A 25,523-nucleotide genomic window follows, 5' to 3' on the forward strand; every position below is an offset into this window, starting at 1 on the left:
GTAGCAGACCCATGGTGGCGTAAAGTGCTGCCACCAGAACCGGACGAGGACGCCATGTACGCAAGCAACTGGAACGATCTATCGACCCTCGGGGTCGCCGCCCTGAAGCAAATGGACCGCTCGCGCCAGGCGCGCGGGCAACTGCTCGACCGCGCCGGCTACGGCCCGCGCGAAACACCCTCGACCGTCCTGCACGCCGAGCCGGGCCTCAAGCTGCGCCGCTATGGCGCCTCTTTGGCGGGTCCGGCCGTGCTGCTGGTGCCGGCGCCCATCAAGCGCGCCTACATCTGGGACCTGGCGCCCGAGATCAGCGTCGTGCAGCGCTGGCTGGAACGCGGCTACCGCGTCTACCTGGCCGAATGGGTGCCGCTGGACGAGGCCGGCACAGCAAGCGATGACGATTTCAGCCTGGCCGGCTACGCCGACCGCCTGCTCACGCATTGCCGCGAACACATCCGCCAGGACAGCGGCGAGGACAAGGTCGTCATCGCCGGCCACTCCCTGGGCGGCATTCTTGCGGCCATCCACGCCTGCCTGTATCCCGCAGCGATTGCCGCCACGGTGCTGCTGGAAGCCCCGCTCGGCTTCGACCCGGCCAGCGACTGCTTCGCGCCGCTGGTACAGGCCACGCCCGATGCGCGCCGCATCGCCGACGCTTTTGGCCAGGTGCCCGGCAGCTTCCTGAACATGATGAGCGCCGCCGCCGAGCCGCATGCCTTCGGCTGGGAACGCCTGCTCGACCGCACCGCGTCGATGACCAGTCCGCAAGCCTTGAGCAGCTACATGCAGGTCGAACGCTGGACCCACGACGAATTCCCGCTGCCCGGCCCGCTGTTCGTCGACCTGGTCGAGTCGCTGTACCGCAACGACGCCTTCACCCGGGGCAAGCTGGCCATCGGCACGCGCACGGTCGGCCCGCACGACATGAAAGCGCCGCTGGCCAGCGTCTTCGACGCGCGCAGCAAGGTCATTCCGCCGCAGTCGGTCATGCCCTTCCACGATGCGGCGGCCAGCACGCGCAAGCTGCTGCTCGAGTACAGCGGCGACATCGGCGTCAACCTGCAGCACGTCGGCGTGCTGGTCGGGCGCAATGCCCATGCCCGTATCTGGCCGGCGATTTTCAACTGGCTGGACGCCCTGCACGAAGCGGCGGAGGCGCCGGCAAGCGTCGACGCCAGGGACGCCGCACCTGGCGCGATCACGCCGACGGACTGAGCCGGCCCGCGCGTTGCGGCACCTGGCCAGGCGTGGCTAGAGGTCCAGCACCAGCGTACCTTGGCCGCGCGAACAGCAGGGCGTGAACTGGTCGTTCGCCGCCTTTTCTTCGACGGTGAAGTAGTGGTCGCGGTGCTCGATGGCGCCCTCCAGCACACGCGTGATGCAGGTGCCGCACACGCCTTGCTCGCAGGAGACCGGAATCGCCATTCCGTTCTCTTCGAGCACCTGGGTCACGCTCCGGCCCGGCGGCACCGTCAAGGTCTGCCCGCTGCTGGCGATCCTGACCTCGAACGGCTTATCCACTCCTTCCGTCGCCGGCGCGGCGCCGAAGTGCTCGACGTGGATACGGTCGCCGCTCCAGCCCAGCTTGCGGGCGGCGCCGGTGACCGCATCGATGAAGCCGGCCGGGCCGCACACGTACAGGTGGGTATCCGGCGCCGCCTCGGCCAGCGCGGCGTCGAGATCCAGGCGCATGCCGGCCGCGTCGCAGTGCACCTGCACCCTGTGCGCGAACGGCGCGTCCGCGATGCGCTGGCGGAAGGCCGTGCGTTCGGCCGAGCGCGTGCAGTAATGCATCGTGAACGCCGCGCCATCGCAGGCCAGGCGCTCGGCCATGCTCAGGATGGGCGTGATGCCGATGCCGCCGGCGAACAGCAGGTAGCGCGGCGCGCCCAGCAGCGGAAAATGATTGCGCGGCGCACCGATCTGCAGCACATCGCCCGCTTGCAGGCTGTCGTGGAGGGCGCTGGAACCGCCGCGTGACTGCGGGTCGCGCAGCACGGCAATCTGGTAGCGGTGCCGCTCGGAAGGGTCGTTGCACAGCGAGTACTGGCGCACCAGGCCGGGACGAATATGCACGTCGATGTGCGAACCGGCCGAGAACGCCGGCAGCGCTTGCCCATCGAGCGCGGCCAGCTCGAAGCTGACGATGTCCTCGGCTTCGTCCACGCGTGCCAGCACGCGCGTACGGATCGTTGGAGTTGTGTTCATGAGATGGTCATCCAGGTGAAACGCCGGCACGACGGCGCACGCGCTTGCCATCGGCCCGTCGTGCCCGGCCTCCTGTCGATCAAGGCGCCGCCGCCGCCACCGCCGCCAGCGGCGCAACACCGGCGCCACACTGCTGCTCCTGTAGCCGCCCTTGCTGCGATTGCTGTTGCGGTTGCGGTTGCGGTCGCGGTTCCGGTTGCTGTTGCGCTTGCTGCTGCTTCAGCAAGCGCTCGATCACCCGCCTTGCCCGGTTCGGCCCGACGTCCACATGGATGTCGACCTGCGGCGCGCCAGGAAAGCGCAGCATGTTCCGGTACTGGGCCTCGATCACGACCTTGTCCTCGTAGAAGGTCAACGCCGTCTGCTCGTACACCAGCTCGCTCATGTCCGGCTTGTCCGGATGCCTGTTCGAGGCCATGGTCCACATGTAGTGGGCCGTGGTATCGGTCTCCGGCGTGATCGCGTGGAAGCCGCGCATGTGGAAGCCGCCGCGCTGCGGGTCGTGCATGTCGACCGCGCCGACATCCGCCCCGCCGGTCCAGATGTTCAGGTGGCTGAGGTTGAACTCGACTTCCTGCCAGCGGTCGATATTCCCCTTGAACGGCCAGGCGCCCGTGTAGGTGGGCGGCGGCGCCGAATCGGGCATGTGGCGCAGCACGCGCACCTGGTCGCCGCTGGCTTCCACCTTCAGCTGGGCGTTCATGTGCACCTTGGCATTGCCGCCGATGGTTTTCAGGTGCACGTAGCCGAGGTGGCTCAAATCGAGCAGGTTGTCGTGGATTAGCTGCCAGGGCGCGTCGTAATGGAAGACCGCGCCCTTGAAGGTGTAGCGCGGGTCCTTGTGCACCCAGTAGGACGGCGGCGCATGGGTGGGGGCCGCGCCCTGCTCCTGCGGCATCCAGATCCACAGGATCTGGTCCTGCTCCACCAGCGTGAACGATTTCACGCAAGCCTTGGTGGGAACGCGCTCCTGGCCCGGCACTTCGAGGCAGGCGCCCTTCGGCGAGAACAGCAGGCCGTGGTAGCCGCAGCGCAGGCCACTGTCCTCGACCGTGCCGCAGGACAGCGGCAGCGACTTGTGGCAACAGCGGTCTTCCAGCGCCGCCACCTCGCCGCTTCCGGTGCGAAACAGCACCACCTTGTGGTTCAGCAGGGTGCGCGCCAGCGGTTGATCGGTCAATTCCCAGGCAAAGCCCGCGACATACCATTGGTTCAGTGGAAACATGCTCATGTCCTCCTTATTTCGCTTCCTTGCCCGGATCCTTCACCGCATCGAAACGGTCGATCTCGGTGGCGACCAGCTTCGTGCCCTGCTTGTCGATGCGCCGGATGTACATGGTTTGCACGATGTCGCGCGTGGCCGGGTCAATCGCCACGGTGCCGCGCGGGCTGGTGTTCGAATAGCCCTTGAGCGCCGCCATGAAGACCGGGCCGCTGGCGTCGCCCTTGGTTTTGGCCAGGGTCCTGGCGATCAGTTCCATGCCGTCGTAGGACGAGGCAGCCAGGAAGGACGGCGCCATCTTGCCGTTCACGGTCTTGCCGAAGGCTTCGACGAATTTGGCGTTCTCGGCGCCGGGACGGGTGTACGAATAAAAGCCCGAGGAATAGATGCCGACCAGCGCATCGCCGCCGGCCTTCAGCACATCCTCGTCGCCCCAGCCTTCGCCGCCGAGGAAGCGGATGTTGGCCTTGTCCAGGCCCTTCTCGCGGTAGGCCTTGGTGAACGAGACCATCGGCTGGCCGTTCGGCAGGAAGACGTGGATGGCGTCCGGCTTTTCGTCCTTGATGCGCTGGACAAAGGCGCCGTAGTCGACGCTGCCGATCGGCATGCGCACCGAGCCGACGATCTTGCCGCCCAGCGCAGTGAAGGTATTGTTGAACCAGGTCTCGGCATCCACGCCGGGCGCATAGTCGGCCACCACCGTGAACACGCGCCGCGCCCCGGTCTTGTAGGCCCATTCGGCGAGCGGCTTGGCCGACTGCGCGATGGTATAGGACACGCGCGTGACGTAGGGCGAGCGCGCCGTGATGGCCGAGGCGGCGGCGTTCATCACCACCATCGGCTTCTTGCCCTGGTCGGCGATGCCGGCGGCGGCCATCGCGTTCGGCGTGAAGACGAAGCCGGCCAGCAGGTCGACACGATCGCGCGTCACCAGTTCGGTGGCCAGGCGCTTGGCGATGTCGGGCTGGGTACCGGTATCGTCCTTGTAGATGACTTCGATGCGCTTGCCGGCCACGTTCGGGCCGTGCACGCGCAGCCAGGTATCGATGCCGGCCTTCATCTGGGCGCCGCTTTCGGCGGCAGGGCCGCTGAGCGAGGTGATGACGCCGATCTTGACCGTGTTGCCCTCGGCGTGGGCGAAGCTCGCCGCGCTGCCGAGGGATAAAGCGATGCACCAGGATGCGGCGGCGCATCCGTTCGTCCAGTGGTTCATGCTGTCTCCATGAGTGTTGTAGGAATCGTCGTCGGCTTGGCGCCGGCTGTTTTTACCTGATTGCCATCCCATCATAGAGAAGCTGTGTTATAACTCAAGCGCATTCGCTGCATAACATTTATTCCAATTTCGAATACAGGAGCGGACCATGAAGCGCGACGAGGAATTCGACCTGAACCTGCTGCCGGTGGTGCTGGCGATCGCCGAGGAGCGCAGCGTCAGCCGCGCGGCCGAGCGCCTGGGCTGGAGCCAGCCGAAGGTGAGCATCGCCCTGAACAAGCTGCGCGTGGCGCTGGACGATCCGCTGTTCGTACGCGGCTCGCACGGCATGGCGCCGACGCCGCGCGCCGAAGCGCTGATCGCCCCCACGCGCGACATCCTGCTGCGGGTGAAGACCGAGGTGCTGGCGAGCGCCGCCTTCGACCCCGCCAGCACCACGCGCCGCTTCACCTTCGCCCTGTCGGATATCGGCGAAATGACCTTCCTGCCCAAGCTGCTGGCCTACCTGCAGACGCATGCGCCGAATGCCACCGTGCGCTCGGTTACGCTGCCGCCCGAGGCGATTGCCGAAGGGCTGGAGGCAGGCGACATCGACCTCGCGGTCGGCTACTTCCCCGACCTCAAGGCGCGCAACTTCTTCCAGCAGCGCCTGTTCACCCACACCTTCATCAGCCTGCTGAACGCGAAGCACCGCATCAAGGGGCCGCGCATCGCCATGGACGACTTCCTGCGCATCGGCCACGCCGTGATCAGCGCCGAGGGCCGCAGCCAGGAGATCTTCGAGCAGCTGCTGACGCGCCACCGCATCGAGCGCCGCATCGTGCTGTCCACGCCGCACTTCATGTCGATCCCCTTCATCATCGCCTCCACCGACCTGCTGGTGACGGTGCCGTACGCCGTGGGCGAATCGTTTGCCCGGATCGCGAACATCCGCCTGATCGAGCCGCCGCTCGAGATACCGAATTTCGACCTCAAGCAGCACTGGCACCGCAAGTACCACAAGGACGCGGCCAACACCTGGATCCGCGGCGTGCTGGCGAAACTGTTCTCCGCCTGACCCCGCCGCGGCAAGGATTTGCACCGCGCCGGGCGCGGCAGCGTAGAATCGCGTCTTTGCCCGGTGCCTGCGCATGACTGCCCAACCCCGCCCCCCAGCCTACCTGCCTGCCTCGCTTCCCTCGTCGTCCCCGGCCGCACCCGACCTGGTCCTCGGTCTGGAAGACCGCCCCACCGCCTGGGTCGGCATGCTGGCCGCCCTCCAGCACCTGCTGGCCATCATCGTCCCCATCGTCACGCCCGGCCTGCTGATCTGCCAGGCGCTGGGTGTGCCCGCACGCGATACCAATCTGATCGTCTCGATGTCGCTGGTCATCTCCGGCATCGCCACCTTCATCCAGTGCCGCCGCTTCGGCCCCTTGGGCGCGGGCCTGCTGATCGTGCAGGGCACCAGCTTCAACTTCGTCGGCCCCTTGATTGCCGGCGGCTCGCTGATGGTCAAACAGGGCACGCCGGTGGAAGCCGTGATGGCCGCGATCTTCGGCGTGGTGGTGGCCGGTTCGTTTGTCGAGATGGGCGTCTCGCGGATCCTGCCCTTCGTCAAGCGCATGATCACGCCGCTGGTCACCGGCATCGTGGTGCTGATGATCGGCCTCACCCTGATCAAGGTGGGCCTGATCAGCATGGGCGGCGGCTTTGCGGCGATGGCCAACGGCAGCTTCGCGAATGGCGAGAACCTGCTGTTGTCGGGCATGGTCCTGGCCATCATCGTGGTGCTGAACCGCATACCCGTGGTCTGGCTGAGGAGCAGCGCCATCGTGATCTCCCTCGCTGCAGGCTATGCGCTGGCCGGCTTCCTCGGGCGGCTCGATTTCACCGGCATGCACGAGGCGCCGGCCTTCCAGGTGCCGGTGCCGCTGCACTTCGGCCTGAGCTTTTCGTGGTCGCTGTTCATTCCGATGATCGTGATTTACCTCGTGACCTCGCTCGAAGCGATCGGCGACGTCACCGCCACCAGCAAGATTTCGCGCGAGCCGGTCGAGGGGCCGGTGTGGATGCGGCGCATCAAGGGCGGCGTGCTGCTGAACGGCGCGAATTCCCTGCTGGCCGGTATCTTCAACACCTTCCCGAGTTCGATCTTCGCCCAGAACAACGGCGTGATCCAATTGACCGGCATCGCCAGCCGCCACATCGGCATCTGGATCGCGCTGTTCCTGGTCGTGCTCGGCCTGTTCCCGAGCGTGGCCGGCGTGATCCAGGCGGTGCCGGAACCGGTGCTGGGCGGCGCGGCGATGGTCATGTTCGGCGCCGTCGCGGCGGCCGGTATCAACATCCTGGCCAGCGTGGCGCTGGACCGGCGCGCCCTGCTCATCATTGCCGTGTCGCTGGCGCTGGGCCTGGGCGTGTCGCAGGTGCCCGAATTCCTGGTGCACATGCCGGCCGCGATCCGCAACGTGCTCGAATCGGGCGTCGCTACCGGCGGCATCTGCGCCGTGCTGCTGAACTGGTTCCTGCCTGACAGCCATCCGCAGCACGACAGCACGCCACACTAATCCCGCGCTTCCGGCTCCCGCCCCGCGCGGGAGCCTCCTCCCCTCCCGCCCCTTGTCGCATTCTCCCGAGTAAGTGATTTTACGTACTTACTTCAGAAATGTACTATTCAGTGTTAAAATACGTTCCGACGGACCGATACGGCCCGCCTTCTTTCACTCACATTGGCGGACAACATGAAAACCACTTACCTGATTCCAGCACTTCTCGTTACCCTCCTTGCCGGTTGCGCTTCGACCAACCCGGTTGCCTCGAACGACCCGGTGCGCCAGCGCGTCCTGGCCGAACTCGAGCAAGCCAAGGCCGACGGCTCCTACCCGGTGACCGAAGCCTTCTACGCCAACCTGCCGCTGCCGCAAGAACAGCATCGCCGCCAGGTGGCCCAGCAGAACGCGGCCGCTGCCGCAGGTGCCTCGACCGAAGCAACGGCGGCCCCCTGATAGCGGCGGGTACAATCTGCGCTTTCTTCTCTGCAGGGGATTCCGATGAGCGACTTTGGCCCGACCGACCAGCGACTGCGACGCGTGAAGGCGCGTATGCCTGACTTTGCCGTAGATGCCATGCGCCTGGTGCGCATGACGAATCACCTGCAGAAGACCTTCCGCGACCGGACCAACGGCCTGCTCAAGAAGTTCGACCTGGCCGACCCGAGCTACACCGTGCTCGCCATCCTGTATGGCAGCGTCGACGAATCGGCGAGTGCCTCCGAACTGAGCGAAACCTGCCACGAAAAGCCGGCCAACCTCACCCGCGTCTGCGACGAACTGGTCGCACGCGGCCTGATCGAACGCCGGCCGAAGCCGGGCGATCGCCGCTCGGTGATGATCTCGCTGAGCGACGCCGGCCGCGCCCTGATCGAACAGGTCATACCGCAGGTGTCGAACATGGTCGGCGAGGCAACCGCCGGCTTCACCACGGAAGAACTGCGCCAGCTCTCCAGCTTGTATGCACGGCTGCTGGCGAGCCTGAATGGGCGCGCCTGACGCTCGCCGTCGGCCCGCGCCCTGTTTTACCCGGCCTCTCGCGGCAGGGTTCATTGTTGTAGCAAGCTTTTGAATTGAATAAGAAATGCGTAAATTACTTGCAGTTCCTCTGACCGTCGCTGTTTCCGGCGCCCTCCTCGCTTCCTGCGGCAAGGCCCCTGCACCGTCGAACGACAAACCGGTCGACGTGGTCCTGATCGGCGCCGGCGTCATGAGCGCCACCCTCGGCACCATGCTGACCGAACTGCAGCCCGACCTGAAGGTCGAGATGTTCGAGCGCCTCGACAAGGTCGCCGCCGAAAGCTCGGATGCGATGAACAACGCCGGCACCGGCCACTCGGCCTTCATGGAGCTGAACTACACGCCGGAAGCCAAGGACGGCACGATCGAGACCAAGAAAGCGGTCGATATCAACGAGCAGTTCGAAGTGTCGAAGCAGTTCTGGGCCTACCAGGTCAAGCACGGCTACCTGCCCGACCCGCGCGCCTTTATCAACAACGTGCCGCACATGGCCTTTGTCTGGGGCGACGACAACGTCAACTACCTGCGCAAGCGCTACGCCGCCCTGCAAAAGGAAAACCTGTTCAAGGGCATGCTGTACAGCGAAGACCGCGCGCAGATCCGCGAATGGGCGCCGCTGACCATGGACGGGCGCGACCCGAACCAGAAGGTGGCCGCGACCCGCATGGACATCGGCACCGACGTCAACTACGGTAACCTGACCCGCACCATGGTCAAGAACCTGACCGAGAAAAAGGGCATGGACCTGCACCTGCGCACGCAGGTCGAGGACATCAAGCGCGGCGCCGACGGTATCTGGAACGTGACGGTCAAGGACCTGGCCACCGACAAGCTGCAGACCGTGCGCGCCAAGTTCGTCTTCATCGGTGCCGGCGGCGGCGCCCTGCCGCTGCTGGAAAAGACCGGCATCCCTGAAGTCAAGGGCTACGGCGGCGTGCCGGTCGGCGGCCAGTTCCTGGTCACCACCAACCCGGCGCTGGTGAACACCCACCTGGCCAAGGTGTACGGCAAGGCCTCGGTCGGCTCGCCGCCGATGTCGGTGCCGCACCTGGACACCCGCATCATCGACGGCAAGAAGACCCTGCTGTTCGGACCGTTCGCGACCTTCTCGACCAAGTACCTGAAGAACGGTTCCTGGATCGACATGCCGGCCGCGGTCACGACCAACAACGTGCGTCCGATGCTGCAGGCCGGTATCGACAACATCCCGCTCACCAAGTACCTGATCGAGCAGGTGATGCTGTCGCCGGAAGACCGCCTGGCGACCCTGCGCGATTACTTCCCGAACGCGAAGATGGAAGACTGGACCCTGGCCACGGCCGGCCAGCGCGTGCAGATCGTGAAGGACACCAAGGACGGCGGCATCCTGCAGTTCGGTACCGAAGTCGTCGGTTCGGCCGACGGCAGCGTGGTCGCCCTGCTCGGCGCTTCGCCGGGCGCCTCGACCGCGGCGCCGATCATGCTGAAGGTGCTGAAGCAGTCGGCCTTCAAGAATGCGCTGGAAACCCCGGCCTGGAAGGCGAAGATGCTGGAAATGGTGCCGTCGTATGGCCAGAAGCTGAACAACGACCCGGCCCTGGCGAACCGCATCCGCCACTACAGCAGCGACGTGCTGGGCCTGAAGGCGTTCACGCTGGACGAGCCGGCAACGGCGGTTGCAGCTGCCGCCCCGGCTGCCCAGGTCGTGGCGCAGAAGTAAAAGCAGGAGAACAGCCTGCCGCGTACCCGCGCGGCAGGTCGGATATCGCGAGGTATCGAGAAGTATCACAAACGGCGCCGCTACATCGGCGCCGTTTTTACGTCCAGACCAGGCACCGCCGCCACGTGTGGCGGAATCGGGCAGACCGGCGGCGCATCGCTCGCCATGTACCCATCGCGCAGCGCGGCCGCCTGCGCATCCTCTTCCAGAGACAATGCCCGGTACAGGCGCCCATACGGCCAGCCGTAGCCCCAGCGGAACGGCGACGGCAGCCAGGGCACGCCGCCCACGCGCACCGCGCCATACATCGTGCCTGCCAGCGCCGGGCTGCGGCTCGCGGTTTGTACGCACGCCTTGAACCGGCGGTCCGAGGCAAGGCGCTCCCCGGCGCTGCCGCCGCGCCAGTAGTCCAGGTCGTGTGCGAGGCAGCAGCCGCACCAGTCGGCCTGCCCAAGCGGTGCGCGGTCGGGAAACAGGCTGCAGCCATCGCTTCGGAAGGAAGCCGGGCCGGACGCCAGGTCCGGGCTCATTGCACAGCCGCCCAGGGCGGCAAGTCCGGCGCTCAACGCGACGCGCAGGATCGTAAAACGGATAGAAAGCCACATGAGCCGACATCCTAGCCGAAATCTCTCCACAGATTTCTACTATTCAATTATTATTAGACAACACCAGCCAGCCAGGCACCGGATCGACGACGTCCGGCAACGCCCGGCACCGCGGCAGGCAACCCGCCAGGCCGCCGTCGACCACCATGGCCAATCCGGCTGTGCAAAGGTACACAATCGTCGTGCAGTTCCGCACAGCAGAACAGCGAATACGGGCAATTCCCACTCGCTAGGGCCTTTATTCTGCGAATGTGTTCCTTGTGAGACAAAAACCCACAATGGATAACGCGTTTACTGCCGGCTAACTAATAGTTGTTGACAGTGTTGTCACATGAAAATAGAGTTTCACTATAGACGGCTGAGTTCCACCAAGAGAAACCGTGCCGCTATGCAACTTCAGTGCGATTGGCCTCGCCGGGGTCAAGCATGAATAAAAAAGGAGACAGCTTCAGTGAAAAAGCACATCATCGCGTTGGCCGCCCTCTGCGCCTGCATGTCCGCCGCATCCGCGCAAACCAGCGTGACGATCTACGGTATCGTCGACGCAGGCATCACCCATGTGAACAATGATGGCCCGAACGGCGGACGCACCACCGTCGAAGCCGGCCAGATGGCCGTGTCGCGCTGGGGCTTCAAAGGCGTGGAAGACCTGGGCGGCGGCCTGAAGGCCCGCTTCGGCCTGGAAGGCACCCTCCTGAACGATACCGGCGCCGCCGGCGTCGGCACCGGCAACCCATCGGTCACCAGCCTGTTCGACCGCGAAGCGACGGTCGGCCTGACCGGCAACTTCGGCTCGATCGACTTCGGCCGCCAGAACATCCTGGGCGTGCTGTCGGTCGGCATGGCCGATCCGATGGGCCTGGCCTTCGCCGCCACCAGCCCGAACGTGCTGTTCTCGGCAATGAACAACTCGGCCGTCTACGGCGCCTACGGCGCCAACGGCAGCGGCACCGCGCTGCGCCAGAACAACTCGGTCCGCTATGTCTCGCCATCGTGGGGCGGCTTCGGCTTCGGCCTGATGCGCGCCTTCGGCGAGCAAGGCGGCGACTCGCAGCGCAGCTCCTACCAGGGCGTATCGGCCTTCTACAACGCCGGTCCGCTGAACGTTGCCGGCGCCTATGCGCGCATGAAGAACGCCACCAACACCGACCTGCTGACTTCGCACGCCATCGGCGTCAAGTACACCATGCCGCGCGCGGTGCTGAAGGCCACCTACTCGGAAAACGAGCTCGATAGCACCAACCGCAAGATCGCCGTCTTCGGCGCGGGTGTCGACGTGCCGGTCGCACCGAACATCACCCTGACCGGCGCTTTCTACAACACCAAGCGTTCCGGCGACCTGAGCGACGATTCGCAGCAGTACATCTTCATCACCCGCTACGCGCTGAGCAAGCGCAGCACCGCCTACTTCTCGTACGGCCACGCTGCGACCGACAGCATCGTCACCGCCACCCAGATCAACCTGGCGCAAGGCGTGGTTGCCGTCGGCAGCGATTCGGCGAACCGCCTGACCGTGGGTATCATGCACGCGTTCTAAGCTTCGGCAAGGACAGGAAAGCCGGCAGGGTTTGCGCCCTGCCGGCTTTTTTTATCGGTATCCTGTCGAGGATGCGTGATTCGGGCGTGCGTTGGACGCGTGGGCGGCGCAGATGCTACGTGTGTGCAGCCGCCCGGGTGGAGCCGACCACCCTACAGCCCGCGCCACTGCACCTTGCCGGTCGCCGACTTCGGCAGGCTGTCGCGGAACTCCACGATGCGCGGACTTTTATACGCCGCCATGTTCGCATGCGACCAGTCGATGATGTCCTGCTCGCTCACGGTGCCGGCAAAGCCGTCTTTCAGCGCCACCACCGCCTTCACCGTCTCGCCGCGGCGAGCATCGTTCGCGGCCACCACGCACACTTCGCGGATCGCCGGATGCCGGTACATCAGCGTCTCGACCTCGGCCGGCCAGACCTTGTAGCCGGAGGCGTTGATCATGCGCTTCAGGCGGTCGACCATGAAGAAGTAGCCATCCTCGTCGACCCGTCCCAGGTCGCCGGTGCGCAAGAAGCGCTTGCCGTCGATCTCCACGAACGTGTCGCTGCTGGCCTGCGGGTTGTTCCAGTAACCCTGCATCACCTGCGGTCCGTGCACGATGATCTCGCCGACTTCGCCTACCCCCAGCTCCCGCATGCTGTCCGGATCGACCACGCGCGCATCGACGTCGCAGATCGGGATGCCCAGGCACTGCTTCTTCGGCCTGTCGTTCGGGTTGATGTGGGTCGGCGCGATGGTCTCGGACATGCCATAGCCCTCGATGTAGCGGATGCCCATCAGGTCCTGCATGCGCTGGGCGATCGCGTCCGGCATCGCCGCCCCGCCGCCGGACAGGCGCCGGATGCTCGACAAGTCATACTCCATCACGCGCGGGCTGGAGAGCAAATCGACCACCATCGTCGAGATCAACTGGGTCGCGTTCACGCGGTAGCGGCGGATGCACTCGGCCGCGGTGTCGCGGTCCCAGCGCGACAGCACCACCACGGTGCCGCCGCAGAAGATCGAGCCGTTCATCCCGCCCTGCATGCCGGTCACGTGGAAGAACGGCAGCACGCACAGGGCGATCGAATCCTGCTGGGCGCCGAACCACTGCACGCCGGCCACCGTGTTGTACATCACGCTGCGGTGGGTGTGCATGCAGCCTTTCGGATGGCCGGTGGTGCCCGAAGTGTACGGCATGCAGGCCAGGTCGTCGGGGCCGGCGGTGACCGCACCGGGCTGGCAGCCGCGCGCCAGCACGTCGCTCCACAGCGTCACGCCGGGACCGGCGATGTGGCGCCGCGGCGCGGCCACGAAGTCGGGCACCTTCAGGTCGGTCTCGTGGTCGATGTAGTCGGCATAGGCGGCGACCACCACGTGCTCGATTCCCTGGCCGACAAGCGGCTCCACTTGGGCATACAGGTCTTGCGGCGCGAAGATGGTGCTGGCGCCGGTGTCGCTGACGTAGTGGCGCAATTCCTCGGTCAGGTTCATCGGGTTGACCGGCACCACCACCGCGTTCGCGCGCAGGATGGCGTAATAGGCCAGCATGAACTGCGGGCTGTTCTGCATGTAGAGCAGGACGCGGTCGCCCCGCTTCACGCCGCATTCCTGCTCGAGGAAGCCGGCGATCTGCTCGACTTCGCGCTTGAATTCGGCGTAGCTGAGCGGCGTGTCGTAATAGATCGAGAAGGTCTTGTCGGGATAGCGGGCGGCGGACACTTCCAGGTTGTAGAACAAATTCGTCTGCGGCACGGTGAGGTGGCGCGGCAGGCCCAGGGGCCAGAAATCGTGATGACGCTGCGACATGGCTGTCTATTCTCCGGTTAACGATACTGGTTAGCGGTACTTCAGCAGTTCCAGCTTGGCGATCGCGTTGCGGTGCACTTCGTCCGGGCCGTCGGCCAGGCGCAGCGAGCGCGCATTGGCGTAGGCCTGGGCCAGGCCGAAGTCCTGGCTGACGCCGGCGCCGCCATGGGCCTGGATCGCCCAGTCGATCACGGTGCAGGCCATGTTCGGCGCGATCACCTTGATCATCGCGATCTCGCGCGCCGCCGCCTTGTTGCCGACCCTGTCCATCATCTCGGCCGCGTTCAGCACCATCAAACGCGCGCTGTCGATCAGGATGCGCGACTCGGCGATGCGTTCGCGCCAGACGCCCTGGTCGGCCACCTTGCGTCCGAAGGCCACCCGGTCCAGCGTGCGCCGGCACATCGCTTCCAGCGCCATCTCGGCGCGCCCGATCAGGCGCATGCAGTGGTGGATGCGGCCCGGCCCCAAACGGCCCTGGGCGATCTCGAAGCCGCGCCCTTCGCCCAGCAGGATGTTCTCCGGCGGTACGCGCACGTTCTCGAACAGGACTTCGGCGTGGCCGTGCGGCGCGTCGTCGTAGCCGAACACATACATATCGCGCACGATGCGCACGCCAGGTGTGTCGGCGGGCACCACGATCATCGATTGCTGGCGGTGCCGCTCCGGGTTGTCCGGGTCGGTCTTGCCCATGAAGATCATCACCTTGCAGCGCGGGTCGGCCGCGCCCGAGGTGAACCACTTGCGGCCGTTGATCACGTAGGCGTCGCCGTCGCGCACGATGCTGGCCGTGATGTTGGTCGCATCCGATGATGCCACTTCCGGCTCGGTCATGGCAAAGGCCGAGCGGATCTCGCCGGCCAGCAGCGGTTCCAGCCACCGCTCCTGGATCGCCGGGGACGCATAGCGCACCAGGGTTTCCATGTTGCCGGTATCGGGCGCCGAGCAGTTGAAGACTTCGGAGGCCATCGGCACCCGGCCCATCAATTCGCACAGCGGCGCGTAGTCGAGGTTGGAAAGGCCGGCGCCGCGATCGGACTCGGGCAGGAACAGGTTCCACAGGCCGGCTTCCTTTGCCCTGGCCTTGAGGCGTTCCATGGTGGGTGGGACGATGAAGGCATTGCCTGCCTTGCGTGCGGTATCGACCTCGCTCTTGCAGGCCGCCTGGGCAGGCACGATCTCGGTGTCGATGAACTGCTTCACGCGCCCCTGCAGCTCGAGGGCGCGCTCGGAAAACTGGAAAGCCATATGTCTCCTGTTTCTATTTATAGTATCGCAGAGCAAAAACCGGTTTTGAAGATCGGGATTGACTACGGCCGAGTGTAGCAGTGCGAAATTCGGAAGACAATGCGCGAACCGCAGAGCGAAATGGTATTTTCGGCACAGCGTATTGCAGGGTTGACACCATGGCGCGCGTGTTTTACTGTGCAGAATCGAGACGCCGACTGTAGAACGGCGCACAAGGCTCAAACATGACATCAGTGGACATCGGCACGGACGTGCCTGCAGGCTTCGAACGCCTGAAACGCGGCGGCCCTTACATGGCCAACCTCGGCGACCTGTATTGCAGCCGCGAGAACGGCGCCATCATCATCGGCATGCGCATCACCGAGAACCACACCAACATGCGCGGCATCGCCCACGGCGGCATGCTGGCCAGCCTCGCCGATTCGGCGCTCGGCCTCGGCCTGACCATGCATTGCGAAGGGCGCCAGTCCTTCGTCACGGTCAACCTGAGCACCGACTTCGTCGACGCCGCCCGGCCGGGCGACTGGGTCGAGGCCCATGTGGATATCCAGAAGCTGGGCGGACGCGTGGCGTTTGCCAACTGCTACCTGCAGGTCGGGACGAAACGCATCCTGCGCGCAAGCGGCGTGTTTGCGGTGATGAATGCGCTTACGCCGGAGCAGCTGGCCAAGGGTTACTGAAGGCCTGCATAACTACAGGCGGACCCAGTTGCCCTTGTAGAGGATCGGCCCGCTCGGGCCATTCGGGTCGCGCGACCCGCCGCGCGGTTCGAGCGACACGGCCAGCATCGCGACGTCGGCGCCGATCGCCGCGCTGTTCAAGTCCAGCGTTGCGGCGCGGCCGGGCAGCACGCCGAGCGAACGCGGACTGCCCTGCTTCGGCACGGCCCACAGCTGCAGGCTCTTGTCGGCCGCTAGCGACACCTCGCCCACGAGCTGCACGCTCAGGTCGCCACGCCGGCTATCGCCGCTGAGCAGCAGCACCGGTTGCGCCTTGTCGTCGGCGAGGGTGGCGATATAGTCGGGCCGTGGGCGCTCCAGCACGCCCCCCGCCAGCACCGCCACGAGCAGCAGCGCCGCCAGCGTCGACAACCCGCCGAGCGCGCGCCAGAAACGTAGCGAGTCGACGCGCCGGAAGCGCCGGCCCGGGCGCGCACTGTCCAGGTCCAGGCGCCGCGCGATACCGCGCCAGACCCGCCGGTGCGGCTGTTGCGCTCGCACGAGCTCGCCCATCGGCAGCAGGCGCTCCTGCCACTCGGCCACCAGGCGGCGCAATGCCGCGTCGCCGTGCAGATGGCCTTCGAAACGGCGCCGGGCGTGACCCTTCAGTGTGCCGAGCACGTATTCGGCCGCGAGTTTGTCGCGCAGAACCGGCTTGTCGCGCAAGTTCATGGCAAGTCTCCCCTGGCGAGGCAGGTCTTCAGGCGCTCCAGGCTGCGCCGTATCCAGGTCTTGACGGTCCCCAGCGGCAGCGCCAGCTGCTGCGCCACCTCGCTGTGCGACAGGTCGTGGAAAAAGGCCAGCCCAACCACCTGCCGCTGCATCCCGTCGAGCGTGGACAGGCACCAGGCCAGGCGGCGCGCCTCGCGGCTCGTGGCCAATGCCTCCGGCGGCGTCGCGCCCGGGTCGCGCGCGGCCTCCAGCACCTCGCTGTCGAAACGGCCGGCGTCGATTATCAGCGCATGCCCGCTGCGGCGCAGCAGGTCGAGCGCCTTGTGGCGCACGATGGTGGCCATCCAGGTCAGCGGCGCGGCCAGCGCGGTCTCGTAGCTGCCCGCGTGGTCCCAGATCGCGACGAAGCCATCCTGCAAGGCTTCCTCGGCCAGTTCCGGCTTGCCCAGGATGCGCAAGGCAAAGCCGTACAGCCGCGGCGACGTGGCGTCGTACAGGAGGCGGAACGCCGCCGGTTCGCGCCTGGCCGCGCCAAGCAGCCAGGCGCGCAACTGCGCCGGATCGGGACTGTGAAGATCGGTCACTGCAAGCCTTGTCGGTGATGCGCACGCCGAAATGCGCGCGTTCACCGAAAGTAGCACAGGCCGCGTGTCCGCCGCGTACGGCTGGGCTGATCGGTCAGGCGTAGGCGCTGCTCATGTTCAGCGTACCGTTGGCGCCGCGCGGGAAGAAACCGCCCATCGTCACCGATTCCTTGGTCAGATACACGATGTTCAGTACGTCGCCCGGGGTCCGGCTGAAGGCGATCCCGTCGCGGTCGAGCGGAACGATGTTCGAGACGCTGGCGTCGCCGGCCGTCACGATGCCCTGGTCGACATCGGCCGAGTTATCGAGGCTGTCGCGCGCATCCGAGATCGCCCCGGCCGCCGTGCGCAGCGTCGGGGTGCTCAGCCCTTTCGCGTACAGCACGGTTCGCACCAGGCCCGCGTGGTAGGCCTCGGCGGCCAGGATGCCGGCCGCCGCCTCGAGGAAGGTTTTATTCTGGATCAGCGGCGACGCGCCTTTATAGGCCGTGACGCCGACGTCCTCGAAGATAAAGGCGCCCAGCAGGAAGTTCTCGTCGCTGGCATACGGATCGAAGGCGACGCCAGGGCCCACCAGGCCGGCCGCGCGCGCCGCGTTCGAAAATGCGCCGTTCGGATCCGTGCCGCCGATATCGATGGCCGGCTGCGCCACCGCGGCCGCGCCGAGCGTCCGGCGCAGGAAGCCGACATGCGCGATTTCATCCTGGGCGATCTCCTTGGCATACTGCGCCACCAGCGGGTCTTTGAACGGCACCTGCTTGCCGCCGGTGACGGCGCCCTGGTTGCCGCTGCCGGTCACCAGGTTGGCGGCGAGGCCGGTGCCGAAAACGGCATACGAATAGAACTGGGCCTCCAGATATTCGAGGTTCAGGGCGAAGTTCAGGATGTCGGTGTCGGTTGGCTGCGCGGCCTGCGCGATGGCGTCGTGCACCGAGCCGCCGCAGGCGCTGAGGAAGGTGCCGCCGACCAGGCCGACGCTCAGGCCGCCGACATTCTTGAAGAAGGAGCGGCGTTTTTCGATTTTCTGCTTGCGGGATTCGAGTAAGGCAAGGGTGAGGTTCGTGTCCGTCATGGCATTTCTCCGGTTGGTGAGACGTCGGGAACAGCATGGGCCGCACGCCTTGTGTCACACCGGAAATAATCGGGGACAGAACCGCGGGCCGTACACCATGTACGCAGCGGCCCGCCGTTCGGATTCAACTATTTCGCTTGTGCCGATTCTGGCGGCCTCCAGCACGAAAAGGTAAAAAGCGCGAAAATAGCGGGTTACGTCATTACGCTCCTTCACGACATGTCCAATTCAGCATCCTTGTCCGCGCCGTCGCGGATCGGCAGCAACCCGAAGCCGCTCGCGGCCTCTCTTTTCCTCATTTTGGTCGGCGCCCTGTACCTGCTGCAGGTGGTCGACGCACGCCAGGCGGCGCTGTACATCGTCGGCGCCCTGCTCGGCGTCGCTCTCTACCACGCCGCCTTCGGCTTCACCTCGGCCTGGCGCGTCTTCATCGCCGACGGCCGCGGCGCTGGCCTGCGCGCGCAGATGATCATGCTCGCCGTCGGCGTGGCGCTGTTCTTCCCTGCCCTCGCTGCCGGCACGCTGTTCGGCACGCCGGTCTCGGGCCTGGTGTCGCCGGCCGGCACCTCGGTGGTGATTGGGGCCTTCATCTTTGGCATCGGCATGCAGCTGGGCGGCGGTTGCGCCTCGGGCACGCTGTACACGGTGGGCGGCGGCAGCACGCGCATGCTGGTCACCCTGCTGTTCTTCATCATCGGCTCGGTGATCGCGACCGCCCACATGCCTTACTGGACCTCGTTGCCGCAGCTCAAGCCGATTTCGCTCGTCACCGAACTTGGCCTGCTGCCGGCGCTGCTGCTGAACTTTGCCGTGTTCGCGGCAATTGCCGGCATCACCGTGATCGTCGAGAAGCGCCGCCATGGCCGCCTGGTCAATCCGAGCACGCCGACGGCACGCGGCGCATCGTGGATTTATGGACCGTGGCCACTGGTGGCCGGCGCCATCGCCCTGGTGGTGCTGAACTTCGCCACGCTGGCGCTGGCGGGCCGCCCATGGGGCGTGACCTCGGCCTTTGCGCTGTGGGGCGCCAAGGCGGCAAGCGCCATCGGCATCGACGTCGCCAGCTGGACCTACTGGTCGACCAAGGCGAATGCGGCCGCGCTGGCTGCGCCGCTGTCGAAGGACGTGACCACGGTGATGGACATCGGCATCGTGCTCGGCGCGATGCTGGCCGCCGCCCTGGCAGGCCGCTACGCGCCGGTATGGCGCCTGCCGCTGCGCTCGCTCATCGCCGCGGTCGTCGGCGGCCTGATGCTGGGCTACGGCGCCCGCCTGGCCTACGGCTGCAACATCGGCGCCTACTTCAGCGGCATCATCTCGGGCAGCCTGCACGGCTGGCTGTGGCTGGTGTTCGCGTTTGCCGGCAACGTGCTCGGCACCCGCCTGCGTCCGCTGTTCGGCCTCGAAGTCGAGCGCATCAAGGCGAGCGGCTGCTGAGCAGCCGCAGGGCCAGCACCCAGCCGATGACCGGTGAGGCGCCATAGCCGATCACCGGTACCGGGTAGTTCCCCACCAGGCCTGCCAGCAGCAGGCCGCTCCAGAATCCCGCCAGCGCCACGCCGGCGCCGCGCTGGCGGGGCTCAAGGGCGGCAAGGACGAAGGGCAAGGGCAGCATGACCAGCAGCACGCTGGCCGCGATGCCCAGCAGCGCCGACGCCGTCCAGGTGTGCGAGACGATCAGCTCGACCCAGGGCACCGGCGCCAGGGTATCCGGCCGGGTCCAGCCCCAGGCCGCCAGGCACCAGGCCAGCACGCACAGCGGCAGCAGCGTTTTCCACGCCTTCCTTTCCACGAGCAGCAATGCGGTTGAGCCAAGCGCAAAGGCCAGGCTGGCTGCGCCATCGTTCCCCAGGCCGAAGCAGGCAATCGCGGCGCCGGCCAACAGCATGCACCACGCATTCCCCGGTGCGCGGGCCAGGGCCAGCAGCAGGATGGAACCCAGCAGGCTGGCCGGGTGCACCAGCACCGGCCCGATGCGCAGCCAGCGGCGCGCGCCATCGATCTCGACGCCGGCAACCAGCACCGCAACCGCCACCAGCAGGATGGCGCCGCCCAGCCAGCGCGCATCGAGGCTTTCGATCCACGCTGCCATGCGCTTCGGCAGGGCCAGCAGCGCCGCCAGCCCGAAGGCGATCGCCTGCACAGCGAGGCTGCCGTTCGGCGCGCCGGATACATGCATCGCCATCAGGCTAACCAGGGCGGCCGCGATCACCAGAAGCGGGACGAACGACGCGGGCACACGCATGAAATGCTCTCCTTGTAGTTAAATAATAGTAACTGCTGACGGCCGAACTGGGCGAGAATATCGCACCGTCGAATTCCAGCGTACCGCCTCATGTTCCGTACTTCGCTTGCCGTTCTTTGCCTTGCCGCCCAGCCCGCGTTTGCCCAATCCGTCGACGCTCCTGTCGATGCCGGAAAAGAGGCGAGGCCGATCAGCGCGGACAGCGCCAAGCCCCAGCCGGAAAAAATCCAGCGCGTCGAAGTCAAGGGCGCGAATACCTATGACGCGCGGCGCGACGACACCGCCAGCCGCATCGTGGTGTCGAGCGAAGAAATCCAGCGCTACGGCGACACCTCGGTGCTCGACGTGTTCAAGCGCCTGCCCGGCATCACCGTCAGCGGTGCGTCCGGGCGCGGCGGCGAGATCCGCATGCGCGGCCTGGGCAGCGGCTACACGCAGATCCTGCTGAATGGCGAGCGCGCCCCGGCCGGCTTTTCGATCGACCAGCTCTCGCCCGACGTCATCGAGCGTATCGAGATCCTGCCGGCGGCCAGCGCCGAGTTCTCGACCCAGTCGATCGCCGGCACCATCAACATCGTCCTCAAGAAGACCGTCAGGAAGGCGCAGCGCGAACTGAAGCTCGGCGTGGGGAAAAGCGCGGACACGACCAACCCGAACGCCAGCCTGCAGCTGTCGGACCGCGCCGGCAAGCTGTCGTACTCGCTGAGCGCGAATGCGTCGGCCTACGAATTCGACCGCGCGTCGCCGGTCGAGGAATCGCAGCGTACGCTGGCCGACGAACTGTTCCTGCTGCGCCGCACCGCGCAGGAAGACCGTGGCCGCTCGAAGAACCTGAACCTGGCGCCGCGCCTGAACTGGACCGGCGAGAACGGCGACACGCTCACCTCGCAGAACATCTTCAACTACAACCAGAACAGCTTTCATGGCGATGGCGCGACCAGCACCCTGCTCGGCCGCCCGCCGCTCTACGACGTGCGCGACACCAACAACCGCGCGAACAACGCCTTCCTGCGCTCGGACCTGAACTGGACCCATGCTTTGGCGAGCGGCGCCAAGCTGGATGTGAAAGTCGGCGTGAGCGGCATGCGCAACCGCGGCACCTGGCGCGAGTTCGACTACGCCGGCGGCCCGCTGGCGCGCGAATCCACGGTGTGGAGCAAGACTTCGGAGCGTGGCCTGAGCTCGACCGGCAAGTACGCCACCACCTGGCGCACCGGTCATGCGCTGTCGGCCGGCTGGGACGGCGGCCTCACGCGCCGCAACGATGCGCGCGTCGAGGACGAATCCTTCCCCGCGGCCGGACGTGACGCCTTTGCCAACGAGCGCTACCAGTCGCGGATCGAACGCCTGGCCGTGTTCGCCCAGGACGAATGGAGCGTCACGCCGCGCTGGTCGATGTACGCCGGCCTGCGCTGGGAAGGCCTGGAGACGACCAGCGAAGGCAACACCTTCGGCGCCACGCGCAACCGCAGCAGCGTCTGGAGCCCGCTGGCGCAGACCCTGTACAAACTGCCCGACAGCCGCGACCAGGTGCGCCTGGCGCTGACGCGCACCTACAAGGCGCCGTCGGCCAGCAACCTGATCCCGCGCCGCTTCACCACGCCGAACAACAGCCAGACCGATCCCGACTACCGCGGCAACCCGGACCTGAAGCCGGAACTGGCGACCGGCATCGACGCCTCCTACGAGCATTACTGGGCCGAGAAGGCCTTGTTGAGTGCCAGCGTTTCGGTGCGCCGCATCCAGGACTACACGCGCCAGGGTCTGGTCGTGGAAAACGGCCGCTGGATCCAGACACCGGTGAACGACGGCAGCGCCACCACGCGCAGCCTCGAACTCGAAGCGAAGTTCCCGCTATCGTCGATCCGGGAGAACGTGCCCGATATCGACCTGCGCGCCAGCGTCTCGCGCAACTGGTCGCGCGTGGACGCCGTGCCCGGCCCCGACAACCGCCTCGACCAGCAGACGCCCTTCTCCGCCACCCTCGGCGTCGACTGGCGCGCGCGCGGCGGCAAGCTGAGCGCCGGCTCCAGCTTTGCCTTCAAGAGCGGCGGCCCGGTACGCATCAACGTCGACCAGTACGGCTACCAGAGCGTGCGCCGCGACCTCGACATGTACGCGCTCTACAAATTCAACCCGCAATACCAGCTGCGCATGGCGCTGTCGAACCTCCTGGCCCAGGACTTCATCGGCGACTCGCGCTATGTGGACGAAAACGGCACCCTGCGCCGCACCAGCATCTACCCAGGCCGCACAACCGCGCGGGTCACGCTGGAAACCCGCTTCTGAACAGCCGGGGTCAGGTCTGACATTCGGACACGGACTCAGCTTTAAGCATGCCGTTTCGCGCCTTACGGTCGAGCTCGTGTCTGAATGTCAGACCTGACCCCGGCTTTCAGGATTCCAGGCGGGAGGCGATTTCGATCAGGCGCGGCCGCACTTCCTGCAGCAGGAATTCCTTCGATACGCTCGACGACGGGCCGCCGCAGTTCACCGACATCAGCTGGCTGCCGCCGATCGGGAAGAAGCCGACCGCGATGCCGTTGACGTCCTTCTGCCACTCGCCGAACGAGGTGGCGCAGCCGTACTGGGCGTAGTCGCGCAGGCCCTTGTCCAGGCCGTCCTTCATGGCCGTGAAGGCGAGTTCGTCGAGTTCCAGGCAGCGGCTGAGGATATCCTTGCGCTCCTGCTCGGAAGCCTTGACCAGGTAGGCGCGGCCGATGGCCGACGCCGCCAGCGGCATGCGCGAGCCGACCTGCAGCGACAGCGACAGCGCCGCCGTGCTGCGACAGACTTCCACGTAGATCATCGACAGGCGGTCGCGCATCGCGATCGACACCGTGGTGCCCGAGAAATCGGCCAACTCCTGCAGCATCGGCCGCGCCAGCTGGCGGATGTCGAGCCTGGCCAGCATCGCGCTGCCCAGGCCCAGCGTGGCGGTGCCGAGCATGTAGCGCCCGCCGGTTTCCTGGGTCAGGTAGCCGAGCCTGGTGAGGGTGTAGGTGAAACGCGTGACGGTGGACTTGGGCAGGCCGCAGCGCTCGGCGATCTGCTGGTTGGTCAAGCCCTTGTCGGCCGAGCGGAAGCAGGCCAGCACCTCGAGCCCGCGTGCGAGGGCCGTGATGTAGTAGCGGTCCTCGGTGGTCTTCGATGCGTCCGGGCTGTCGGCCGGTTCGGCGTCGTCGGCGGTGCGGTGTGATTCGCTCAATTGCATGGCTTACCCCAGGTGTGAAAACGGTGATCCGACGATTTCTTTTGTTATGACAGCGAAGGCTCTATGCGAGAGGGATTCCGCGTGGCAAACTGGACCGGTTTGTTCGTCGATGAAACCAAAATGGAATGCATCGCGATGGTTTCGTAGGGTGGGATCTCGATCCCACCGATGCGGCACCCGTTCGATCGAAACGCCAACCACCTTGGCCAAATAGTGCAGCAGATCGCATGTTCAACGCGGTGGGTTCCAGAACCCACCCTACGGCTCCGCGGTATTGATGAACAAACCGTTGCTACCGTTGCAAAAGTATCGTATTCTTTTTTCGTTCCATTTTACATCGCTTTGTTTCACCTAGCAAAACAAATGATCTGAATACCCATGAGCTCGCGAGGGCTCGCGCACAGGAGTCAGAAGCATGGCATTAGCTCAGGTTCAGTCGAGCACGAACGAAACCACCGGCCGCGAGGCCACGCCCTCCTCTCCACCTGGCGACGCATTGCGCGTTCACGAACACGTCTTCATCAATGGCCGCTGGATCGCACCGCGCGGCCATGGCAGCATCGATGTCATCCAGTCCTCGAACGAGCGTGTGATCGGCCGCATCCCGGAAGGCGTCGATGCCGACGCCGGCGCCGCCGTCGCTGCCGCCCGTGCAGCCTTCGAACGCTGGAGCATCACCACTCCGCAGGAACGCGGCGCCTATCTCGACAAGATCGCCGCCGGCCTGCGCGAGCGCGCCGACGAACTGGCCGACCTGATCGCCCGCGAAGTCGGCATGCCACTGAAACTGGCGAACATGATCCAGGTCGGCTCGCCCACCGCCACCTTCGCCAATTACGCGAAGATGGTGACCGCATTCGAATGGGAGCACACGGTCGGCCATTCGCGCGTGCTGCGCGAACCGGTCGGCGTGGTGGCCTGCATCACGCCCTGGAACTACCCGCTGCACCAGATCGCCGCCAAGGTCGGCGCCGCGCTGGCCGCCGGCTGCACCGTGATCCTGAAACCCTCGGAAATCGCACCGCTGAACGCCTTCGTGCTGGCCGAGATCATCGAAGGCGCCGGCCTGCCGCCGGGCGTCTTCAATCTCGTCAGCGGCTACGGCCCCGGCATCGGCGAAGCGCTGGTGCGCCATCCCGACGTCGACATGGTTTCCTTCACCGGCTCGACCCGCGCCGGCCGCCGCATCTCGGAGGTCGCCGCCGGCACCATCAAGCGCGTGACGCTGGAACTGGGCGGCAAGTCGGCCGCCGTGATCCTGGACGACGCCGACCTGGCCGCCGCCGTGAAAGGAACGCTGAACGCCTGCTTCCTGAACAGCGGCCAGACCTGCTCTGCCCACACCCGCATGCTGGTACCGGAAGCGCGCTATGACGAAGCGGCCCGCCTCGCCGTCGACGGCGCGAAATCCTTTACCGTGGGCGACCCTTTGCTGCCCGGTTCCCGTCTCGGCCCACTGGTGTCGGAAGCCCAGCGCGACCGCGTGCGCGGCTACATCCGCGCCGGTCTGGAAGACGGCGCCGAACTGCTGTGCGGCGGCGCCGATGCACCGGCCGGCCTGGAAGCCGGCTACTACGTGCAACCGACCGTCTTCGGCCATGTGCACCCGGACAGCACCATCGCCCAGGAAGAAATCTTCGGCCCGGTCCTGTCGATCATCACCTACCGCACCGAAGACGAAGCCGTACGCATCGCGAATGGCACGCCGTATGGACTGGGCGGCGCGGTATGGGCCGGCAGCGACGATCGCGCCATTCAGGTGGCGCGCGGCCTGCGCACCGGCCAGGTCGACATCAACGGCGGCGGCTTCAATGGCCAGGCGCCCTTCGGCGGCTACAAGCAATCCGGCAATGGCCGCGAACTGGGCAGCTACGGCCTGGACGAATTCCTCGAATACAAATCGCTGCAATGCCGCGTGCAGAAGTAAGCATGCGCGCCAGAAAG

At 66.1% G+C, this 25,523-nt stretch carries 22 protein-coding genes; 11 read left to right on the forward strand and 11 right to left on the reverse strand.

Annotated features, from left to right (window positions below; genetic code table 11):
* Positions 1-24 precede the first annotated feature (24 nt).
* The gene (locus tag QPK31_RS10060; RefSeq protein WP_290422797.1) at positions 25-1,215 is read left to right on the forward strand and encodes an alpha/beta fold hydrolase; all 1,191 of its coding nucleotides are present in this window, start codon (positions 25-27) and stop codon (positions 1,213-1,215) included.
* 36 nt (positions 1,216-1,251) lie between these two features.
* On the opposite strand, the gene QPK31_RS10065 is transcribed toward QPK31_RS10060, so the two are convergent.
* The 3 genes from QPK31_RS10065 to QPK31_RS10075 all read right to left on the reverse strand — a co-directional run bounded on the left by QPK31_RS10065 (position 1,252) and on the right by QPK31_RS10075 (position 4,643).
* Complete coding sequence (locus QPK31_RS10065; protein WP_290422798.1) at positions 1,252-2,208, reverse strand: PDR/VanB family oxidoreductase; 957 nt, start codon at positions 2,206-2,208, stop codon at positions 1,252-1,254.
* Between the two features lie 79 nt (positions 2,209-2,287).
* Positions 2,288-3,433: a Rieske 2Fe-2S domain-containing protein gene (locus tag QPK31_RS10070; RefSeq protein ID WP_374045799.1), complete on the reverse strand. Its 1,146-nt coding sequence runs from the start codon at positions 3,431-3,433 to the stop codon at positions 2,288-2,290.
* A 13-nt stretch (positions 3,434-3,446) separates the two neighbouring features.
* Positions 3,447-4,643 carry an ABC transporter substrate-binding protein gene (locus QPK31_RS10075; protein WP_290422800.1) on the reverse strand — a complete coding sequence of 399 codons (1,197 nt, stop codon included), beginning with the start codon at positions 4,641-4,643 and terminating at the stop codon, positions 3,447-3,449.
* Between the two features lie 148 nt (positions 4,644-4,791).
* On the opposite strand from QPK31_RS10075, the gene QPK31_RS10080 reads away from it, so the two are divergent.
* From QPK31_RS10080 to mqo, 5 genes are all read left to right on the forward strand, one after another.
* Complete coding sequence (locus QPK31_RS10080; protein ID WP_290422801.1) at positions 4,792-5,700, forward strand: LysR family transcriptional regulator; 909 nt, start codon at positions 4,792-4,794, stop codon at positions 5,698-5,700.
* Positions 5,701-5,773: 73 nt separating this feature from the next.
* The gene (locus tag QPK31_RS10085) at positions 5,774-7,192 is read left to right on the forward strand and encodes a nucleobase:cation symporter-2 family protein (protein ID WP_290422802.1); all 1,419 of its coding nucleotides are present in this window, start codon (positions 5,774-5,776) and stop codon (positions 7,190-7,192) included.
* A 174-nt stretch (positions 7,193-7,366) separates the two neighbouring features.
* Positions 7,367-7,630 carry a DUF4148 domain-containing protein gene (locus QPK31_RS10090; protein WP_290422803.1) on the forward strand — a complete coding sequence of 88 codons (264 nt, stop codon included), beginning with the start codon at positions 7,367-7,369 and terminating at the stop codon, positions 7,628-7,630.
* A gap of 96 nt (positions 7,631-7,726) precedes the next feature.
* Positions 7,727-8,173 (forward strand): MarR family winged helix-turn-helix transcriptional regulator, encoded by a 447-nt coding sequence (locus tag QPK31_RS10095; RefSeq protein ID WP_290422804.1) that lies wholly within the window; start codon positions 7,727-7,729, stop codon positions 8,171-8,173.
* A gap of 85 nt (positions 8,174-8,258) precedes the next feature.
* Positions 8,259-9,893: a malate dehydrogenase (quinone) gene (gene mqo / locus QPK31_RS10100; RefSeq protein ID WP_290422805.1), complete on the forward strand. Its 1,635-nt coding sequence runs from the start codon at positions 8,259-8,261 to the stop codon at positions 9,891-9,893.
* A gap of 80 nt (positions 9,894-9,973) precedes the next feature.
* On the opposite strand, the gene QPK31_RS10105 is transcribed toward mqo, so the two are convergent.
* A complete protein-coding gene (locus tag QPK31_RS10105) occupies positions 9,974-10,498 on the reverse strand; it encodes a hypothetical protein (protein WP_290422806.1) in 525 nt (174 codons plus the stop codon).
* 451 nt (positions 10,499-10,949) lie between these two features.
* On the opposite strand from QPK31_RS10105, the gene QPK31_RS10110 reads away from it, so the two are divergent.
* Positions 10,950-12,035, forward strand: a complete 1,086-nt coding sequence (locus QPK31_RS10110) for a porin (RefSeq protein ID WP_290422807.1) — start codon at positions 10,950-10,952, stop codon at positions 12,033-12,035.
* 152 nt (positions 12,036-12,187) lie between these two features.
* Here the strand turns inward: QPK31_RS10110 and QPK31_RS10115 are convergent, their stop codons facing one another.
* Both QPK31_RS10115 and QPK31_RS10120 read right to left on the reverse strand, forming a co-directional pair.
* Positions 12,188-13,825, reverse strand: a complete 1,638-nt coding sequence (locus QPK31_RS10115) for a long-chain fatty acid--CoA ligase (protein WP_290422808.1) — start codon at positions 13,823-13,825, stop codon at positions 12,188-12,190.
* Positions 13,826-13,855: 30 nt separating this feature from the next.
* Positions 13,856-15,073, reverse strand: a complete 1,218-nt coding sequence (locus tag QPK31_RS10120) for an acyl-CoA dehydrogenase family protein (protein ID WP_290422809.1) — start codon at positions 15,071-15,073, stop codon at positions 13,856-13,858.
* Positions 15,074-15,297: 224 nt separating this feature from the next.
* Here QPK31_RS10120 and QPK31_RS10125 point away from each other — a divergent pair, with 224 nt between their 5' ends.
* Positions 15,298-15,753 (forward strand): PaaI family thioesterase, encoded by a 456-nt coding sequence (locus QPK31_RS10125; protein ID WP_290422810.1) that lies wholly within the window; start codon positions 15,298-15,300, stop codon positions 15,751-15,753.
* A gap of 12 nt (positions 15,754-15,765) precedes the next feature.
* Here the strand turns inward: QPK31_RS10125 and QPK31_RS10130 are convergent, their stop codons facing one another.
* From QPK31_RS10130 to QPK31_RS10140, 3 genes are all read right to left on the reverse strand, one after another.
* A complete protein-coding gene (locus QPK31_RS10130) occupies positions 15,766-16,464 on the reverse strand; it encodes an anti-sigma factor domain-containing protein (RefSeq protein ID WP_290422811.1) in 699 nt (232 codons plus the stop codon).
* A complete protein-coding gene (locus QPK31_RS10135; protein ID WP_290422812.1) occupies positions 16,461-17,048 on the reverse strand; it encodes a sigma-70 family RNA polymerase sigma factor in 588 nt (195 codons plus the stop codon). The genes QPK31_RS10130 and QPK31_RS10135 overlap by 4 nt, the downstream gene beginning before the upstream one ends.
* Before the next feature lie 94 nt (positions 17,049-17,142).
* Entirely contained in the window at positions 17,143-18,120 is a 978-nt protein-coding gene (locus tag QPK31_RS10140) for a ferritin-like domain-containing protein (RefSeq protein WP_290422813.1), read from the reverse strand.
* 219 nt (positions 18,121-18,339) lie between these two features.
* Here QPK31_RS10140 and QPK31_RS10145 point away from each other — a divergent pair, with 219 nt between their 5' ends.
* Positions 18,340-19,557 carry a YeeE/YedE family protein gene (locus QPK31_RS10145; RefSeq protein WP_290422814.1) on the forward strand — a complete coding sequence of 406 codons (1,218 nt, stop codon included), beginning with the start codon at positions 18,340-18,342 and terminating at the stop codon, positions 19,555-19,557.
* On the opposite strand, the gene QPK31_RS10150 is transcribed toward QPK31_RS10145, so the two are convergent.
* Positions 19,538-20,365: a hypothetical protein gene (locus QPK31_RS10150; protein WP_290422815.1), complete on the reverse strand. Its 828-nt coding sequence runs from the start codon at positions 20,363-20,365 to the stop codon at positions 19,538-19,540. The two genes, QPK31_RS10145 and QPK31_RS10150, sit on opposite strands and share 20 nt — an antisense overlap.
* A 90-nt stretch (positions 20,366-20,455) precedes the next feature.
* On the opposite strand from QPK31_RS10150, the gene QPK31_RS10155 reads away from it, so the two are divergent.
* The gene (locus tag QPK31_RS10155; protein WP_290422816.1) at positions 20,456-22,654 is read left to right on the forward strand and encodes a TonB-dependent siderophore receptor; all 2,199 of its coding nucleotides are present in this window, start codon (positions 20,456-20,458) and stop codon (positions 22,652-22,654) included.
* A gap of 106 nt (positions 22,655-22,760) precedes the next feature.
* Here the strand turns inward: QPK31_RS10155 and QPK31_RS10160 are convergent, their stop codons facing one another.
* Positions 22,761-23,579 carry an IclR family transcriptional regulator gene (locus tag QPK31_RS10160; protein ID WP_290422817.1) on the reverse strand — a complete coding sequence of 273 codons (819 nt, stop codon included), beginning with the start codon at positions 23,577-23,579 and terminating at the stop codon, positions 22,761-22,763.
* A gap of 496 nt (positions 23,580-24,075) precedes the next feature.
* Between QPK31_RS10160 and QPK31_RS10165 the strand changes: the two genes are divergently transcribed.
* Positions 24,076-25,506, forward strand: a complete 1,431-nt coding sequence (locus QPK31_RS10165; protein ID WP_290422927.1) for an aldehyde dehydrogenase family protein — start codon at positions 24,076-24,078, stop codon at positions 25,504-25,506.
* Positions 25,507-25,523: the final 17 nt, after the last annotated feature.

Source organism: Massilia sp. YIM B02769 (assembly GCF_030411995.1).
In the GTDB taxonomy this organism is placed as follows: domain Bacteria; phylum Pseudomonadota; class Gammaproteobacteria; order Burkholderiales; family Burkholderiaceae_D; genus Telluria.

What these genes read in the sequence shown, in the direction of transcription:
- QPK31_RS10065 (WP_290422798.1), bottom strand. Translation starts at nt 2,208, where the DNA reads ATGAACACAACTCCAACGATCCGTACGCGCGTGCTGGCACGCGTGGAC.
- QPK31_RS10070 (WP_374045799.1), bottom strand. Translation starts at nt 3,433, where the DNA reads ATGTTTCCACTGAACCAATGGTATGTCGCGGGCTTTGCCTGGGAATTG.
- QPK31_RS10075 (WP_290422800.1), bottom strand. Translation starts at nt 4,643, where the DNA reads ATGAACCACTGGACGAACGGATGCGCCGCCGCATCCTGGTGCATCGCT.
- QPK31_RS10080 (WP_290422801.1), top strand. Translation starts at nt 4,792, where the DNA reads ATGAAGCGCGACGAGGAATTCGACCTGAACCTGCTGCCGGTGGTGCTG.
- QPK31_RS10085 (WP_290422802.1), top strand. Translation starts at nt 5,774, where the DNA reads ATGACTGCCCAACCCCGCCCCCCAGCCTACCTGCCTGCCTCGCTTCCC.
- QPK31_RS10090 (WP_290422803.1), top strand. Translation starts at nt 7,367, where the DNA reads ATGAAAACCACTTACCTGATTCCAGCACTTCTCGTTACCCTCCTTGCC.
- QPK31_RS10095 (WP_290422804.1), top strand. Translation starts at nt 7,727, where the DNA reads ATGCCTGACTTTGCCGTAGATGCCATGCGCCTGGTGCGCATGACGAAT.
- mqo (WP_290422805.1), top strand. Translation starts at nt 8,259, where the DNA reads ATGCGTAAATTACTTGCAGTTCCTCTGACCGTCGCTGTTTCCGGCGCC.
- QPK31_RS10105 (WP_290422806.1), bottom strand. Translation starts at nt 10,498, where the DNA reads ATGTGGCTTTCTATCCGTTTTACGATCCTGCGCGTCGCGTTGAGCGCC.
- QPK31_RS10115 (WP_290422808.1), bottom strand. Translation starts at nt 13,825, where the DNA reads ATGTCGCAGCGTCATCACGATTTCTGGCCCCTGGGCCTGCCGCGCCAC.
- QPK31_RS10120 (WP_290422809.1), bottom strand. Translation starts at nt 15,073, where the DNA reads ATGGCTTTCCAGTTTTCCGAGCGCGCCCTCGAGCTGCAGGGGCGCGTG.
- QPK31_RS10125 (WP_290422810.1), top strand. Translation starts at nt 15,298, where the DNA reads ATGACATCAGTGGACATCGGCACGGACGTGCCTGCAGGCTTCGAACGC.
- QPK31_RS10130 (WP_290422811.1), bottom strand. Translation starts at nt 16,464, where the DNA reads ATGAACTTGCGCGACAAGCCGGTTCTGCGCGACAAACTCGCGGCCGAA.
- QPK31_RS10140 (WP_290422813.1), bottom strand. Translation starts at nt 18,120, where the DNA reads ATGACGGACACGAACCTCACCCTTGCCTTACTCGAATCCCGCAAGCAG.
- QPK31_RS10145 (WP_290422814.1), top strand. Translation starts at nt 18,340, where the DNA reads ATGTCCAATTCAGCATCCTTGTCCGCGCCGTCGCGGATCGGCAGCAAC.
- QPK31_RS10150 (WP_290422815.1), bottom strand. Translation starts at nt 20,365, where the DNA reads ATGCGTGTGCCCGCGTCGTTCGTCCCGCTTCTGGTGATCGCGGCCGCC.
- QPK31_RS10155 (WP_290422816.1), top strand. Translation starts at nt 20,456, where the DNA reads ATGTTCCGTACTTCGCTTGCCGTTCTTTGCCTTGCCGCCCAGCCCGCG.
- QPK31_RS10160 (WP_290422817.1), bottom strand. Translation starts at nt 23,579, where the DNA reads ATGCAATTGAGCGAATCACACCGCACCGCCGACGACGCCGAACCGGCC.